17 protein-coding genes are annotated in these 14,284 nt (G+C 34.9%); 7 read left to right on the top strand and 10 right to left on the bottom strand.

What is annotated here, in order from left to right; translation table 11 throughout:
- Positions 1-1,302 (bottom strand): NCS2 family permease, encoded by a 1,302-nt coding sequence (locus tag VF726_RS28155; protein ID WP_312504832.1) that lies wholly within the window; start codon positions 1,300-1,302, stop codon positions 1-3.
- Between the two features lie 203 nt (positions 1,303-1,505).
- Between VF726_RS28155 and VF726_RS28150 the strand changes: the two genes are divergently transcribed.
- The 3 genes from VF726_RS28150 (at position 1,506) to VF726_RS28140 (ending at position 3,556) form a co-directional block, all read left to right on the top strand.
- Positions 1,506-2,372, top strand: a complete 867-nt coding sequence (locus tag VF726_RS28150; protein WP_440173493.1) for an SDR family oxidoreductase — start codon at positions 1,506-1,508, stop codon at positions 2,370-2,372.
- A gap of 66 nt (positions 2,373-2,438) precedes the next feature.
- Positions 2,439-3,200 (top strand): L,D-transpeptidase, encoded by a 762-nt coding sequence (locus tag VF726_RS28145; protein WP_440173491.1) that lies wholly within the window; start codon positions 2,439-2,441, stop codon positions 3,198-3,200.
- 104 nt (positions 3,201-3,304) lie between these two features.
- Positions 3,305-3,556: a hypothetical protein gene (locus VF726_RS28140; RefSeq protein ID WP_342718237.1), complete on the top strand. Its 252-nt coding sequence runs from the start codon at positions 3,305-3,307 to the stop codon at positions 3,554-3,556.
- Positions 3,557-3,589: 33 nt separating this feature from the next.
- Here the strand turns inward: VF726_RS28140 and VF726_RS28135 are convergent, their stop codons facing one another.
- From VF726_RS28135 to VF726_RS28095, 9 genes are all read right to left on the bottom strand, one after another.
- On the bottom strand, positions 3,590-3,805 hold the full coding sequence (locus VF726_RS28135) for a DUF1540 domain-containing protein (RefSeq protein WP_073518771.1): 216 nt from the start codon (positions 3,803-3,805) through the stop codon (positions 3,590-3,592).
- A gap of 72 nt (positions 3,806-3,877) precedes the next feature.
- A complete protein-coding gene (locus VF726_RS28130; protein WP_440173489.1) occupies positions 3,878-4,330 on the bottom strand; it encodes a thioredoxin family protein in 453 nt (150 codons plus the stop codon).
- 12 nt (positions 4,331-4,342) lie between these two features.
- Entirely contained in the window at positions 4,343-4,762 is a 420-nt protein-coding gene (locus tag VF726_RS28125; protein ID WP_087957430.1) for a disulfide formation protein C, read from the bottom strand.
- A gap of 165 nt (positions 4,763-4,927) precedes the next feature.
- Positions 4,928-5,176, bottom strand: a complete 249-nt coding sequence (locus VF726_RS28120) for a YhdB family protein (protein WP_048526289.1) — start codon at positions 5,174-5,176, stop codon at positions 4,928-4,930.
- Positions 5,177-5,296: 120 nt separating this feature from the next.
- Positions 5,297-5,806 carry a PCYCGC domain-containing protein gene (locus tag VF726_RS28115; RefSeq protein ID WP_097840864.1) on the bottom strand — a complete coding sequence of 170 codons (510 nt, stop codon included), beginning with the start codon at positions 5,804-5,806 and terminating at the stop codon, positions 5,297-5,299.
- 45 nt (positions 5,807-5,851) lie between these two features.
- A complete protein-coding gene (locus VF726_RS28110; protein ID WP_440173487.1) occupies positions 5,852-6,961 on the bottom strand; it encodes a GerAB/ArcD/ProY family transporter in 1,110 nt (369 codons plus the stop codon).
- Positions 6,962-6,977: 16 nt separating this feature from the next.
- The gene (locus tag VF726_RS28105; protein ID WP_440173486.1) at positions 6,978-8,060 is read right to left on the bottom strand and encodes a Ger(x)C family spore germination protein; all 1,083 of its coding nucleotides are present in this window, start codon (positions 8,058-8,060) and stop codon (positions 6,978-6,980) included.
- Positions 8,057-9,580, bottom strand: coding sequence for a spore germination protein (locus tag VF726_RS28100; RefSeq protein WP_440173484.1), 1,524 nt, complete (start codon positions 9,578-9,580; stop codon positions 8,057-8,059). Before VF726_RS28100 ends, VF726_RS28105 begins: the two co-directional genes overlap by 4 nt.
- A gap of 125 nt (positions 9,581-9,705) precedes the next feature.
- Complete coding sequence (locus VF726_RS28095; RefSeq protein WP_440173481.1) at positions 9,706-10,302, bottom strand: hypothetical protein; 597 nt, start codon at positions 10,300-10,302, stop codon at positions 9,706-9,708.
- 232 nt (positions 10,303-10,534) lie between these two features.
- Here VF726_RS28095 and VF726_RS28090 point away from each other — a divergent pair, with 232 nt between their 5' ends.
- The 4 genes from VF726_RS28090 (at position 10,535) to spoVR (ending at position 14,231) form a co-directional block, all read left to right on the top strand.
- Entirely contained in the window at positions 10,535-11,095 is a 561-nt protein-coding gene (locus tag VF726_RS28090) for a nitroreductase family protein (RefSeq protein WP_440173480.1), read from the top strand.
- Positions 11,096-11,281: 186 nt separating this feature from the next.
- A complete protein-coding gene (locus VF726_RS28085) occupies positions 11,282-12,070 on the top strand; it encodes a hypothetical protein (protein WP_440173478.1) in 789 nt (262 codons plus the stop codon).
- Positions 12,071-12,073: 3 nt separating this feature from the next.
- Positions 12,074-12,688 (top strand): hypothetical protein, encoded by a 615-nt coding sequence (locus tag VF726_RS28080; protein ID WP_440173477.1) that lies wholly within the window; start codon positions 12,074-12,076, stop codon positions 12,686-12,688.
- A 124-nt stretch (positions 12,689-12,812) separates the two neighbouring features.
- The gene (spoVR, locus tag VF726_RS28075; protein WP_429603857.1) at positions 12,813-14,231 is read left to right on the top strand and encodes a stage V sporulation protein SpoVR; all 1,419 of its coding nucleotides are present in this window, start codon (positions 12,813-12,815) and stop codon (positions 14,229-14,231) included.
- Positions 14,232-14,284 lie beyond the last annotated feature (53 nt).

The raw sequence follows: 14,284 nt of genomic DNA, 5'->3' as shown, positions 1-14,284 counted from the left end.
TTAATGTGGTAAGAAAATCAATTGATAAGCGAACAAGATTCCGAATACATAAACAAGTGGGTGAACAGCACGGAATTTACCTTTTGCCACTTTCATAAGTGGGTATGAAATAAATCCAAGTGCGATACCTGTTGCGATACTTGATGTAAGTGGCATGCTTAAGATTACTAAGAATGCTGGGAATGCTTCATCAAATGCGTCCCAATCGATGTGGCGAACTGAACCCATCATAAGACTACCAACGATAATTAATGATGGTGCAGTAATAGCTGATACACCTGAAACGGCACTTACTAATGGTCCGAAGAATGCTGCTAGTGCGAATAGAACAGCTACTGTAACAGTTGTTAAACCAGTACGACCACCAGCTGCAACACCAGCAGATGATTCAATGTAAGCTGTTGATGGTGTTGTTCCGAACATAGAACCGATTGTTGCTGAGAATGAGTCAGATAGAAGAGCTCGTCCAGCTTTTGGAAGCTTTCCATCTTTCATAAATCCACCTTGTTGCGCTACGCCAAGTAATGTACCTGTTGTATCGAATAATGTAACAAGGAAGAATGAAAATACAACGCCGTATAATCCGTAGTTAATTACATCAGATACAGCAGTAATTGGATTTGAAACGATGATTCCTTCTGGTAATCCAGGCATTGATGTAACACCGTTTGAGAATGTTAATTGTCCTGTGAAGTAAGCGATAATACCAGTTAATAGCATTCCGATAAATAGTGCGCCGTTTACATTTAAAGACATAAGGACAATTGTAATTCCAAGTCCAGCTAATGCTAGTAGTACTGGAGCAGAGTGAAGGTCACCAAGTCCAACTAAGTTTGCATCGTTTTTTGTAACGATACCTGTTAAACGTAAACCGATAAAGGCGATGAAAAGACCGATACCAGCAGTAATTGCATGTTTTAAGTTTTCAGGAATTGCTTCCATTAATTTTGTACGGAAAGAAGTGAATGATAACAAAATTAAAATCATACCTGCTACGAATACAGCAGAGAATGCAATTGCGAAAGTCATGCCTTCATGAGCTTTTACAACAGAGTAAGAGAAGTAAGCATTTAATCCCATACCTGGTGCAATTGCGATTGGTAAGTTTGTAAAGATCGCCATAAATAATGTTCCGACAACAGCAGCGATAATTGTTGCTGTAAATGCTTGTTCAAATGGAACACCTGCATCCCCAAGGATGACAGGGTTTACGACAATGATATATGCCATTGTTAAGAAGGTAATAATACCTGCCATAATTTCAGTTTTAATAGAAGTTTTATGTTTTGAAAGGTTAAACATATAAACATCCTTTCTGTTTACGAATAATTTTCACAACAGTTATATATAATATTCGTTTTTTAACTATTTTGCAATAGTTTTGCATAAAAAGTTTACAACAATTCATATTTTGTGTCTTAAATTCGAATATTAATCGTAAAAAGACGTGTGAATTTCAGTTTTTATTGTGCACATATTATAAGGAAAAGGAGTTGAAAGAAGATATGCCGCAGCAAAAAAACTTTGTAACAATGCCAGCGCAACATCAAAATAAACAACCTGGTATTGAATCGTTAATGAACCCTCTACCGCAGTTTGAAGATCCAAACTATAAAGGAAGCGAAAAGTTAAAAGGAAAGAATGTACTAATTACAGGGGGAGATAGTGGAATTGGACGCGCTGTTTCTATCGCTTTTGCGAAAGAGGGAGCGAATATTGCGATTGCGTATTTAGATGAAGATGGAGATGCGAATGAGACGAAGCAACGTGTAGAACAAGAAGGTGTAAAGTGTGTGTTGTTACCAGGTGATTTAAGTGATGAACAGCAGTGTAAAAATATTGTAGAAGAGACCGTCAAGCAACTAGGTAGTGTAAATGTTTTAGTAAATAATGTCGCGCAGCAATATCCGCAGCAAGGGCTAGAATATATTACAGCAGAACAGCTAGAAAAGATTTTTCGTATAAATATTTTTTCTTATTTTCACGTTACGAAAGCAGCACTTTCTCATTTCAAACAAGGGGATGTCATTATAAATACGGCGTCTATCGTTGCGTATGAAGGAAATGAAACTTTAATTGATTATTCCGCAACGAAAGGAGCAATTGTAGCTTTTACAAGATCACTTTCGCAATCGTTAGTACAAAAGGGGATTCGTGTAAATGGTGTTGCGCCCGGACCAATTTGGACACCACTTATTCCATCGAGCTTTGATGAGAAGAAAGTTGCTCAGTTTGGGAGCAATGTACCGATGCAAAGACCTGGTCAACCATATGAACTAGCTCCAGCATACGTATATTTAGCATCTGGTGATTCATCCTATGTTACCGGGCAAATGATTCATGTAAATGGGGGCGTTATTGTTAATGGATAGTTTTCATTTATAAGAGCAAAGTAAAGTTAATTCCACTTATTATAGTGAGCGCTAGGGGGAATATAGATGAAAAAGTTATGTTTCGTCATCCTATTATTTTTCATCCTACCGGTTAGTGCTTTTGCTGATACAGATCATTTAATATTAGTGAATCTTACGACAAACCAGTTGTCTTTTTTTGAAAATGGAAATTATACAAAAACATTTTCCGTAACAACTGGAAGAGATCGTACACCTACGCCTGAAGGTAGTTTTTGTATTATAACTAAATTTAAAAATAAAGAATACCATCGAAAAAAAATAGCTGGTGGTGCACCGAATAACCCACTTGGTACGAGATGGCTTGGACTAGATAAAAATGAATATGCGATTCACGGGACAAATCGGGAATGGACAATTGGAAGTAGGGAATCAAATGGTTGTATTCGTATGCATGACCGAGATATACAGTGGCTATATGACCGAGTCCAATTACAAACAAAAGTAATCATTTCCCGTTTTCATGCGAGCCCTGAATATGAAGCGAATAAGCTTGGCTACCGCGTTGTGAGCTGGAATGGTCGTAAAGTAGAGCAAGAGCAAATTGGCGTGCTTACGTTAGTAGACCGCGTGGATATATATTGGCAAGAACCAAATGGGCAGTTAACGAAAGTGAAAACGGTATTGCCGAATGAAAGATATAAGGTGTATTCAAAACGAAAAAATGGAATATATTATATAGGAAACAATTTGTATATAGTGGATGAAACTGGAGAAAAAATTCGTTATGAGCAAATTCCTTCTTCGGTTTTAAGTAATATATATAAACGGAAATATAATGTTCCGTAATGGCTACCGTATTATAGACGGTAGCTTATTTCTACTTCGAGTTTAACTGCAACTATTGGATTTTGCTGAATATAATACAGTACAGATAGGGGGGCGGTTACATTATGAAAAGTGAATTTGCTTTTAAAGTTTTCTTAGTAACGACCTGTTTATTTATCGTGTATTTGTATGCATTTCTCGTTTTTTCTTTTTATGTTCCATATGTTGATTTAATATTGTTTTTCGGATTTATTTTGGCATTTGTGAAAGCAAGAGAAGGCGAGAAGAGTATATATCGGCGCATTACCCTATGCGGGACAGCTATTCTCGTTATTTTGTATTTTTTTATGATGCATGATTTCTGGAGAGGCATGTAAAAAAGCATACGAGTAATCGTATGCTTTTTATGTTTAATATTTTGGCTTAAATGTATGACAACAAGTTTCTACACTCGTTGTTACAGAACTTTCTAGCGTCTCGTTTGTTAAAACCGCGCTTGTATATGAATCATTTGTATTCGAACCAGTTTCTTGTGCATCTGGTTGAACAACGATTGCACTTGCTTGACAAAAGTTACCTTGTCCCCAAAATGAACAATTGGAAACAGAGCATTTTACTTCTGGCATAAAACCCCCTCCTTATACATTAGTTTGGGATTTTACGCCCATTTCATGTGTAGAAGGAGTTTCCTTTTCTCGTTATTTTTTCGTTTGCTCAAGCCATTCTTTTAATTTGTCTTTCGGTTGTTCACCACTAATACGGCTTACTTCTTTGCCATCTTTAAAGTGAATGATTGTTGGAGTTCCTTTGATTTTATATTCATCCCAAGGAGCATCTAGTTTTTCAATATCCATAACTTTCATATCAACGTTCAAGTCTTTAGCCATTGGTACTACGACAGGAGATAGCTTTTGGCAATGAACGCAAGATGTTTGATAAAAGTATACTGTTTCTTCTTTTTTCTCTTTTAAATTCTTTTGAAGATCTGAAAGAGAAATTTTGTTTGTATAGTAGTCAGGACCATTTGTTGTACTACCAGTAGCATTATCAATCATTTGGCTAGTAGCATTTTTTTCTTCCATTTGTGTGACAGCGAAAATTGCTGCAAACAAGGCGATAATAATACCACCAAATATAAGCATTTTTTTCATTGTTTCATCTCCTTATTTGTTTTTTATTACAATAAAACTACATACAGCGATTGTAATAAAGCCGATAAGTGCTAAAAACGGGATTGTAATAAAACCAAACCAGTTTATGAATTCTCCGGTGCAGGGTACACGGCCGCAAGCTGCTCCAGCAGCTGAAAATGCTGGGACTTTTTGAATTGCATAGTGATATAAAGAAATACAAGCACCAATACTTGCAATTGGTAAAGAATAACTTGCGATGCGATAATCTTTCTTTGCTACAGCGATACCGAGCCATAAAACGAATGGATACATAATAATACGTTGATACCAACAAAGTACACAAGGCTCAAATTTCATGATTTCGGAAAAGTAAAGACTTCCTAGTGTAGCGATAAAAGAAGCTCCCCATGCGGTAAGTAAAGCATATTCTTGCTTTTTTTCTCGTCCCATATTTTATACCTCTCTTATAATAGTTACATACTAAATTATAGTATGAAGTAGCACAGAAAAGAAAGAAAAAATATGTTTATCAATAAAAGTTTTATAAGGGGAAACTTTTATTGATATAAACATTTTAAAAAAGCGCTATTCTCATAAAGAGAATAGCGCTATATTTTACATTTGAATTTGCTCTACTTCATCTATATGTGACTTTTGGGATGCATGGTCAATATATTGAAATAGGAGCTGCAATTGTTTATCAACTTCTGGTAGTTCTTTACTGTATTGATAAGCGTGTAAAAAGTGTTCAATACGCTTAGAAAATAGTTGATCGTTCGTTTGAACCATAAGAACGAGTAATTTATCCCAATTACAGCAATACGTGTAATAGAGAGCTTTATCATAGTCGTTATATGTTTGCACTGTGTACCCTCCTTACTGAGGAGTTATATATAGTGTGTGACAAGCAAGGAGAAATACACTTGAAAGAATTTGTTAAGAAAAAAAGCGAATGAAAAGAAAAAACGAGGAATGTCCCCGTTTTTAAGCTTTTGGCATTGGCGTAGGTGTTGGCTTGCCGTAGCCCTCTTTGTATTTATTGTCGATATAGTTACGAATTTCGAGCGTTGATTTTCCTTTTTGTTTCATGGAAGCAGATTCAACTGCGATTTCTAAGCAATTGACGCAAGTCGTTGCGTGGGAATCCCAAACAACTTCACCATTCTTTTTAATTTCACGAATAAAGCAGTTTTTATTATTTTTATGTCCCACACTATCACCACAACCGCAGTAACATGGAATCCAATCTAATAGCTCTGCATTTTGTCCAGCGACAGTGTAGATATCTTTCATTTGTGGATCAAGCTTGTCTAAGAAGGTAGGAAGTGTGTCGACTCCTTTTGTTTTTTCTTGAATGTCAGCTTGCTGAGTATGCGATGCGTGATCATGTTCTTCCTTTGATTCAGATGATTTTTTCTCATTGGTACTAGTAGCTCCGCATCCAGCAAGAATTAAACTCAGTACTGCAAGTAAAGAAAATACATATTTCTTCATGCGCTTGTCCCCTTTACAAATGTATTAATCAAATTGTATCAGAGATTATGGTGTATCGGTTGAAGATTTTTTCGACTGATTTTTGAAGCGCCACCGCAGTGAATGAAAGAGAAATAAAATTGGGATATAGGCGTATACAATATATAAACCAGCTTGAGATAGCACTGTATTTAATGTATTGATACTTTCACGGTTTGTGAAAAGCAGAGAAGCTGAAAATATGATGAAAATAAAAAACGGTAATGTAAATTTAAATGAAATATGAAAGGAACGCTTCATCGTTTGACATGATGACCAAATGGTTAAGCAAAGGTTTGGTAAAATAATTAAAAACCAAACAAAAATAATAATATATTCAAAGCGTTGGATGAAAGGGACTTTAATAATTTTTAACATTGTTAAAGTAGGCCAAATAGTGTGATTTAATTGACCCTCACTATAATACATAAAGGATACGATAGCTAAAACTACATAAATTAAGGTGCTAAAAGCAATTCCAGCATGGGCCCATCGCTTTAAAGATTTTCCTTTTTCAATAAAGGGATAAAAGATAAGAATTGTTTCAAAACCCAGAAACTCCAATGCGGAGTGCTTTGCTGATACAAGCATGTCAAAAGGTGAATGCGTAAAAATAGGCAAAATATTACGGAAATGTGCATACTTCATTGGATAAATTAAAAAAAATATCACGAAAATAGGAAGTACAATACCCCAAAAGCATATCCCTGTCACAGAGCGGAACCCGCCTTTTATAATATAGTAAGTCACTAATAAAAACATAAGGGTAAGTTTCCATAATTTAATAGTAGGGAAAATCCAAACTTGTATTACTTCCATATATGTACGAAGAACAGTAAGGCAGAATAATAAGCAATAAAGAGTAAAAATTACGGAAAATATAGAACCGATCCATTTTCCAAAGGTCGTCGTATGAATGCTAATCAAATCTCCATCTTTTTCTAACATTTTTAGCATGCAAAATAGTACAATATGAGTTGCAATCCCCGCAATAATAAGAGAAATCCAGGCATCATAACCAGCGTTTTTTAAAATTACACGTTGATATCCAAGAACTCCTATGCCGATTTGGAGAGAATGCAATAAAATAAATGCAAAATATGGAGAGACAGTTTTTGTTTTATTCATTGTATTCATTGCTTATTTCACCTCACTATTCCCCGATTCCAGATTGTACAATGTTAATGTCTAGATTTATATCCACAGCTACATTCGGATACATATCTCGAATTTGGTTTATATTCCATTTTCTCGTATGACTTCTAATTTCATCGCGTATTCCTAAAGGATCAATTTTCTTTTGTTGAAATTGTTTTATTAATTTTTCACAGTCTTGTTCAACATTTCTTTCAATTTGTTTTTTTATATAATTGATATTTGTTTTTTTTCTTAAATCAATCCAAGTAGGGGAGTTTTTAATTAATCCATTTAGTTTCAAATGAATTTTCACTTTTGGTATGTCACCAGTTTGATCTATATCATACTTACTTTCCCCAGCTAAGTTTTGTATGACCACCATGCCTTTATGCTTATCTTTTTTTATCGCCGCTTCGTAACGCCCATTTTTTGTAGGATTAATAAGCAATTTTGCTAAAACAGAATGTCTTTTATCTGTATACATAATGACTTTATCACCTTTCAAAAAAGCAAGTCCTTTAACAGCGACGGAATGATTATCGCCCATTTTTATATAAGGGATATAGGCATCACATACAGAAGAGTAGTAATTATATAAAAAAATATTTAATGCAGTTTGTGGAATGTTTTCATTTCTTATATTTTGCTCGAGTAAATCAGCAATATATAATGATCCATTTTGTTTGCCATAATTTAAAAGCTCTTCAGCTGATCCATCTACAATTGCTAGTTGTACATCACGCCCGATATTTGGATCACGTTGTAAGTTAGTAATAATTTCCCCCATTCCTTGTTCTCCTAAATCTTTCCCAAATAGAACGACACGCATTTGACCTACAACAACATTGTGAGGTGATTTCGCATTTAATCGTGAAGCGATTGTTTCAAGTGAACGGGCAGATGTTGATTGAGTTTCTGGTTTAGACTTTACACCATGTGTATACTCTGGAAATAAGATCGTTCCTTGGAAGTTTTTGTTTTTTTTTATGTCAAATCCAGCAACATGAATAATACGTTGCGTATCCACTACATACGTTTGTGTACAGCCAGTTTGTAGAACAAAAAAGATTATAATAAGGAACAGTAAGAGTTTTTTCATTCATTATCACCATCACCATCACGTTTTTGCTTCGCTTTGTTTGGGCTATAGCGCCATTTAGATCTTGGTCTAAGGAAAGAAGGCCTTTGTGCAGTTTGGCCAAACGGTAAACGGAGAAAACCTTCTGCTGTACCTAAACCACGAAATGGATATAAAGGTAATAAATAAGGTGATCCAAGTGATCTTAATTTAATTAAATGAGCTAAAATGAATACAAATCCGACAATAAGGCCTAATCCTCCGAATGCACCGGCTAAAAGAATAAGCGGAAATCGTAACAACCGAATAGTAGAAGACATTTTTACAGTCGGTGTTGTGAAAGATGCAAGAGCGGATAAAGCGACTGCAATTAATAAAATTGTACTTGTCAAAGCCGCCTCCACGGATGCTTGGCCAATTACAATCCCGCCAACAATCCCAATCGTTTGTCCGACTTTCGTTGGTAAACGTGCTCCTGCTTCACGAAGCAATTCGATTGTAATTTCTAAAAAGAGTGCTTCTAGAATAGGCGGGAAAGGTACGTTCGCTCGCGAGAAAATAATAGGTCCTAGTAAATCAGCAGGAATCATTTGATAATGATATGTTAAAGCCGCTGTATAAATAGCGGAGGAAAAAAGAGAAAATATAGCTCCAAAAAAACGAATAACGCGAAAGAACGATCCAATCATCCATGGTAAATAATAATCTTCTGGTGAAATGAAAAAATCTAGTAACGTTGTCGGTCCTGATAAAGCATATGGAGAGCCATCTGTTAAAATTAAAACTTCCCCGTTAATTAATGCAAATACTGCTCGATCTAATCGTTCTGTAGGTAATAGAACAGGGAACGGTGAATTGCTATTATCACTAATAAATTGCTCAATCATAGTCGAATCAAATGGTACATCAAAGTCAATGTCTTCTAGTCGTTGTATTGCAGTGTTGATAAATTGTTCATTTGTAACCCCTTCAATATAAGCAACTGCTACTTTCGTTTTTGACATAGATCCAACGATGACTTCTTTGAAAATCAGTTGCTCCGTTACAAGATTTCGGCGCAATAAGTGTATATTCGTATCAAGGTTTTCAACGAAACCGATCTTAGGTCCAATTACGCTATACTCATTTTCTGTATCGTTATATAATCGTGTTCCTAAAACAGTACTTTCGGCACGAATTAAAGCATATTGATCGGGATTCGAATTGCTTTTTAAGCGCACTAAAATATATCCACCTAATAATTTCTCACGAATATCATTAATAGAGGGAGAGATAATAATATCTTCAATGGAGACAATATTACATAGGTCAGAGATATTTTGAATATGTTCTGATTCCTTTTTTATAGGAGTTAAAATAAACTGTTTAATAATAAGTGCTTCCACGACAGATTTATAATAAAACAAGCATAACGTTTCATCTTCAAGTACGTTATAAGAGACAAAATCGCTAGATTCTTTCATGGTTTTTATAAATTCTGGAATAGAACAAATTGTTTTTGTACTAGTCTTTTTGGATTTCTTAGATGATAAACCGAACATTTTCTCACCCCTAACATATATCATGTACTTGTGTTAGTTTTTGGGAAAGACGGGAATTTATACTTGAAAATTGAAAGTTCATAAAGAAAAGGAAGAGTATTGAAAAACTCTTCCTTTTTGGCGTATTAATTTGTTTTCTTTTCCTTAATAGACTTTACTAATTTAATCATTTCAGTTCGTATATCTTCTTTTTTTACATTTAATTTTTCTGCAATCTGTTTCATATCCATTCCGTCTTTTTTCATTTTTAGTACATCGTCAAGAGGAGTATTACTTTTTTGAGAGATGATTGTTAATACTGTGAGCTGACGTAATCCGATATTGTATTCTTTCATTTTTTGTTTTAGTCCGTCTGGTGTAGATTTTTGCATAGTTGCTAATTGTTGCAGTAGTGCTTTTTTCGTTTCTTTATTCATATGATGCTTTTTCAACTTACTTGGATCTACACCGAAATGTTCGGCTGTTTTCTCCCAAGATTTATTTTGTTTATAGTAAGCTAAAACGTCTTTTATTTCTTTTTTACTCATTCTTGCAATGTGAGCAGCTTTCCAAATTTCATGTTTGTTATAGCCGAGTTTTTCGAGCGACTGCATTTCTTCTTCTGAAACTGGTTTATGATGATGGAATGTTACTTCTTTTGGCGTAGCAGCGTAAGTAGGGAGGACGGTTGCCCCGAATAATAATGCTGCCATGGTCATACTTACTGCAATTTTTTTGTACATATAAATTCCTCCTAGATGGATAATGTGGAAAACTGTACACATATCATTTCCATAAAATGTGAAATACTTGTGAACAAATCAAGTTTTTTTATTCACAAGTATGAAATGATGTTTTAAAAGTTTTCCAACATAAAACATTGATTAATAGTAAAAAACTAGGGTATAATCGAAATTGAAAATCAATATCAATAATAAACGTATACATATAGATAAAAATAAGGGAGAGAAAAATATGACTACATATACTTCCATCGCAAATGTGATTAAAGAAAGACGTTCTGTTCGTACATTTACAGATAAAGCAGTAGACAAAGAGTTATTAATTGAACTATTAAACGACGCAACGTGGGCACCGAATCATAAACACCGTGAACCATGGAATTGTAAATTATACATTGGAGAAGGCCGCAAGAAATTAGTAGACGCAGTATTAAACTCTTTCACAGAAGAAGAAAGAGCGAAACGCGGTAAAATTTTATCTGATCGTTTCTTAAGCACGCCTGCACAAATCGTTGTATATATAAATGAAGATCCTCGTCAAATTCAACGTGACGAAGATTACGCTGCAACATGTGCATTTATGCAAAACTTCCAGCTTCTTGCTTGGGAACGCGGTTTAGGTTGTGTTTGGAAATCAGGCGGATTAAACTACAATCCATTATTTATAGAAGGACTGGATTTAACAAGAGGTCAACGCATCGTTGGAATTCTTCACCTTGGCTATTTCGATAAAGCACCAGAAGGAAAAGCTCGTACGCCGATTACGGAGAAGATGGAGATTATTGAGGGTTAAATAAGTAAGGCATTCTTGTGTTAAACAAGGGTGCTTTTTTATTTAAATCATTTTGGCAGGTTTGTTATGAGGAACGTCAAATACATATGGTTATGTGGATTTTAAATAGTCTTGTAGATATATGGTGTGTGCAGTTACTAGTTTTAAAATAAATTCACTACGTATTTTGAAAGGACTGTCTTCTTTATGTTACAAGCTGAAATTAAAGGGAAGTTTTATAGCAGCAGTGAAGATGTCTTGACGTCATCTGTTATTGGAAGCATGCGTTATTTATCTTCACCATCTTTTTTTGTAGAGTTATTAAATAACAGTTTTAATGGGAACGGGGAAGCTTTACATGTTGATGGGAAAATAAAGAAAATAACCTATTTATTTTGGGAAAGGTTAGAAAATAGCGAGCCAGATGTGTTAGTAATATTAGAAAATGAAGATGCTACTTACCATATTATATGTATAGAAGCGAAGTTTTTATCAGGTAAGTCTAGTAAAGAAGATGAAACAGTTGATTTGATGGAGAGAAAGAATTTCCAACGAGACCAACTTGCAAGAGAATTGGAGGATTTACATAGCAGCAATTTTTATAAATATGTTTCTATTCCTCCATCAAAAGTAAATGATATATCACTTATTTATCTGACAAACGATACAAGTATACCGCACATAGAGTTATTGGATAGTTCAGTTCATGCACGTTTACCCGATGCGGAAAAAAAGATGTTTTGGCTTTCGTGGTCTATGCTTTATAGTACGGTTTGTGAATGGATTCCGTATGGAACTGCGCAAGATCAATGCATTTTATATGACTTAAAGCTTTTACTAGAGAAAAAGGGATTAAATAGTTTTAGCGGATTATCAAGATTAGAAGAAGTCCAAAAAAATTGTTGGGTATATTCAAAGGCAAGCTCACAATACAGGTGGGATGTTTTATCTGAAGTAGTATGTGACGCTTGGAAATATAAGCGGAGAGGAAAATGATGAATGAGTACGAAAGACATTATGAAAATATCTATTCAAAATGTAAGGGAAGTTATTAATAATAGTATTTTGTTACTGCGAGATGTCGATAATATGCTATCTAGGGAAGGATTGACACCGCTGTTTGGAAATACATTAGGGACAGAGACGAGCAAGAACATAGGACAGTCAATGGACCAAAATAACTATACGACATTTTTTCCACAATTTATGTGTAGGGTGTATGTAGATAATATTGCATTACAACAAAATAGAGTTGAAAAAGTGACTATTGTGAATGTGCAATTGTATCACGCAAACTGTCCATTATTATATCCTACAGTTATAACGGGACTGTTCAAATTGCCGCGTGCTTTTACTGCGCAAGAAATTAAGCAAGAGGTAAACTATTGGTGGTTAAAATATGTTGCATTTGAATATTGTTCTTATGAGGAATTAACATTTAATGGTACATTGATTACTAAAAAACCTTGGATAGAAGAAGCTGATGAAACTGAAGTTGTGTTTTGGTGTCATGAATTACATACTTTTGAGAGCCAAGGTGATGTGGAGAAGAAAATAGTTGAGCAGATAAGAGAGTATAAGAATTTCCCCACATACACTAATGAAGGATGTTAATCCATTAGTTCAAGTATTATTGAAATAAAAAAAGGTGAATAAATTGAGTAAGTTTGTTTAGTTCTCATGAAAGCTTGTTCCTCATCATACACTTTCTTAAGGGAAAGTGTAAGGAGGGAAAATAATGAGAGCAAGTGACGATAAAGCACTGCAATATGCGATTGCGGAAATTACGGAAATTGCGACTGGATTTGGGCTTGATTTTTATCCGATGCGTTATGAAATATGTCCAGCAGAAATTATTTATACATTTGGTGCATATGGGATGCCGACGCGGTTTTCACATTGGAGTTTTGGAAAACAGTTTTTCAGAATGAAATTACAATACGATTTAGGTCTTAGTAAAATATACGAACTCGTTATTAACTCTGATCCATGTTATGCATTTTTACTAGATACGAACTCGTTAATTCAAAATAAATTAATTGTAGCGCATGTTTTAGCACACTGTGATTTCTTTAAAAATAATATTCGTTTTTCAAACACGAAACGAGATATGGTAGAAAGTATGTCAGCAACAGCTGAACGGGTGAAAGCATATGAGCATAAGTACGGGAAAGCTGAGGTAGAAACATTTTTGGATGCCGTACTTGCCATTCAAGAGCATATTGATCCGTCGCTTATGCGTCCGAAACTAGCGTGGAGTATTGATGATTTAGAAGAGGAAGAAGTGGAAAAGAAAAAGGCATCACAATACGATGACCTATGGAATTTAGATGATCGAAATAAAAAAAGGGAACGTTCCAATGTACGTAAAAAGAAGAAAATTCCGCCGCAACCAGAGAAAGACTTACTCCTCTTTATTGAAGAATATAGCCGTGAGTTAGAAGATTGGCAGCGAGACATATTAACGATGATGCGTGAGGAAATGTTATATTTCTGGCCACAGCTTGAAACGAAGATTATGAATGAAGGCTGGGCATCATATTGGCATCAACGTATACTTCGTGAAATGGACTTAACATCTGATGAAGCAATTGAATTTGCGAAATTAAATGCAGGTGTCGTTCAGCCATCAAAAACGAGCATTAATCCATACTACCTCGGTATTAAAATGTTTGAAGATATTGAAGAACGCTACAACAACCCGACAGAAGAAATGAAACGAAGAGGCGTCAAACCAGGATCTGGTCGTGACAAAATCTTTGAAGTACGCGAAATCGAATGGGACGTATCGTTCTTAAGAAACTACTTAAATAAAGATCTCGTCATGAGAGAAGATATGTACTTATTCCAGCGCCAAGGAAAAGAATATAAAGTAATAGATAAAGAGTGGGAACATGTGCGTGATCAGCTCGTAAATATGCGTACAAATGGTGGATTCCCGTACTTAGTAGTAGAAGACGGGGACTACTTAAAGAACGGTGAATTGTACATTAAACATAGTTACGAAGGAATCGAGCTCGATTTAAAATACTTAGAAAAAGTATTGCCATACCTTCATCAATTATGGGGAAGAACGGTGCATATGGAGTCGATTGTGGAGAGTAAGGGCGTTGTGTTTTCTTATGATGGGAAGATGGTGCATCGGAAGTATGTGTGATGAAAAGAACGGACATAGAATGCTATGTTCGTTCTTTTTTTATTTGGAATAAG

The organism is Bacillus sp. Brlt_9, assembly GCF_051948935.1.
Taxonomy (GTDB): domain Bacteria; phylum Bacillota; class Bacilli; order Bacillales; family Bacillaceae_G; genus Bacillus_A.
Note: the sequence above shows the minus strand (reverse complement) of the source record. Positions and strands in the feature narration are given on the sequence as shown.

Bases quoted from the DNA above. Each gene is read 5' to 3' on its own strand.
- VF726_RS28155 (WP_312504832.1), bottom strand. From the start codon at position 1,302: ATGTTTAACCTTTCAAAACATAAAACTTCTATTAAAACTGAAATTATG.
- VF726_RS28150 (WP_440173493.1), top strand. From the start codon at position 1,506: ATGCCGCAGCAAAAAAACTTTGTAACAATGCCAGCGCAACATCAAAAT.
- VF726_RS28145 (WP_440173491.1), top strand. From the start codon at position 2,439: ATGAAAAAGTTATGTTTCGTCATCCTATTATTTTTCATCCTACCGGTT.
- VF726_RS28140 (WP_342718237.1), top strand. From the start codon at position 3,305: ATGAAAAGTGAATTTGCTTTTAAAGTTTTCTTAGTAACGACCTGTTTA.
- VF726_RS28135 (WP_073518771.1), bottom strand. From the start codon at position 3,805: ATGCCAGAAGTAAAATGCTCTGTTTCCAATTGTTCATTTTGGGGACAA.
- VF726_RS28130 (WP_440173489.1), bottom strand. From the start codon at position 4,330: ATGAAAAAAATGCTTATATTTGGTGGTATTATTATCGCCTTGTTTGCA.
- VF726_RS28125 (WP_087957430.1), bottom strand. From the start codon at position 4,762: ATGGGACGAGAAAAAAAGCAAGAATATGCTTTACTTACCGCATGGGGA.
- VF726_RS28115 (WP_097840864.1), bottom strand. From the start codon at position 5,806: ATGAAGAAATATGTATTTTCTTTACTTGCAGTACTGAGTTTAATTCTT.
- VF726_RS28110 (WP_440173487.1), bottom strand. From the start codon at position 6,961: ATGAATACAATGAATAAAACAAAAACTGTCTCTCCATATTTTGCATTT.
- VF726_RS28105 (WP_440173486.1), bottom strand. From the start codon at position 8,060: ATGAAAAAACTCTTACTGTTCCTTATTATAATCTTTTTTGTTCTACAA.
- VF726_RS28100 (WP_440173484.1), bottom strand. From the start codon at position 9,580: ATGTTCGGTTTATCATCTAAGAAATCCAAAAAGACTAGTACAAAAACA.
- VF726_RS28095 (WP_440173481.1), bottom strand. From the start codon at position 10,302: ATGTACAAAAAAATTGCAGTAAGTATGACCATGGCAGCATTATTATTC.
- VF726_RS28090 (WP_440173480.1), top strand. From the start codon at position 10,535: ATGACTACATATACTTCCATCGCAAATGTGATTAAAGAAAGACGTTCT.
- VF726_RS28085 (WP_440173478.1), top strand. From the start codon at position 11,282: ATGTTACAAGCTGAAATTAAAGGGAAGTTTTATAGCAGCAGTGAAGAT.
- VF726_RS28080 (WP_440173477.1), top strand. From the start codon at position 12,074: ATGAGTACGAAAGACATTATGAAAATATCTATTCAAAATGTAAGGGAA.
- spoVR (WP_429603857.1), top strand. From the start codon at position 12,813: ATGAGAGCAAGTGACGATAAAGCACTGCAATATGCGATTGCGGAAATT.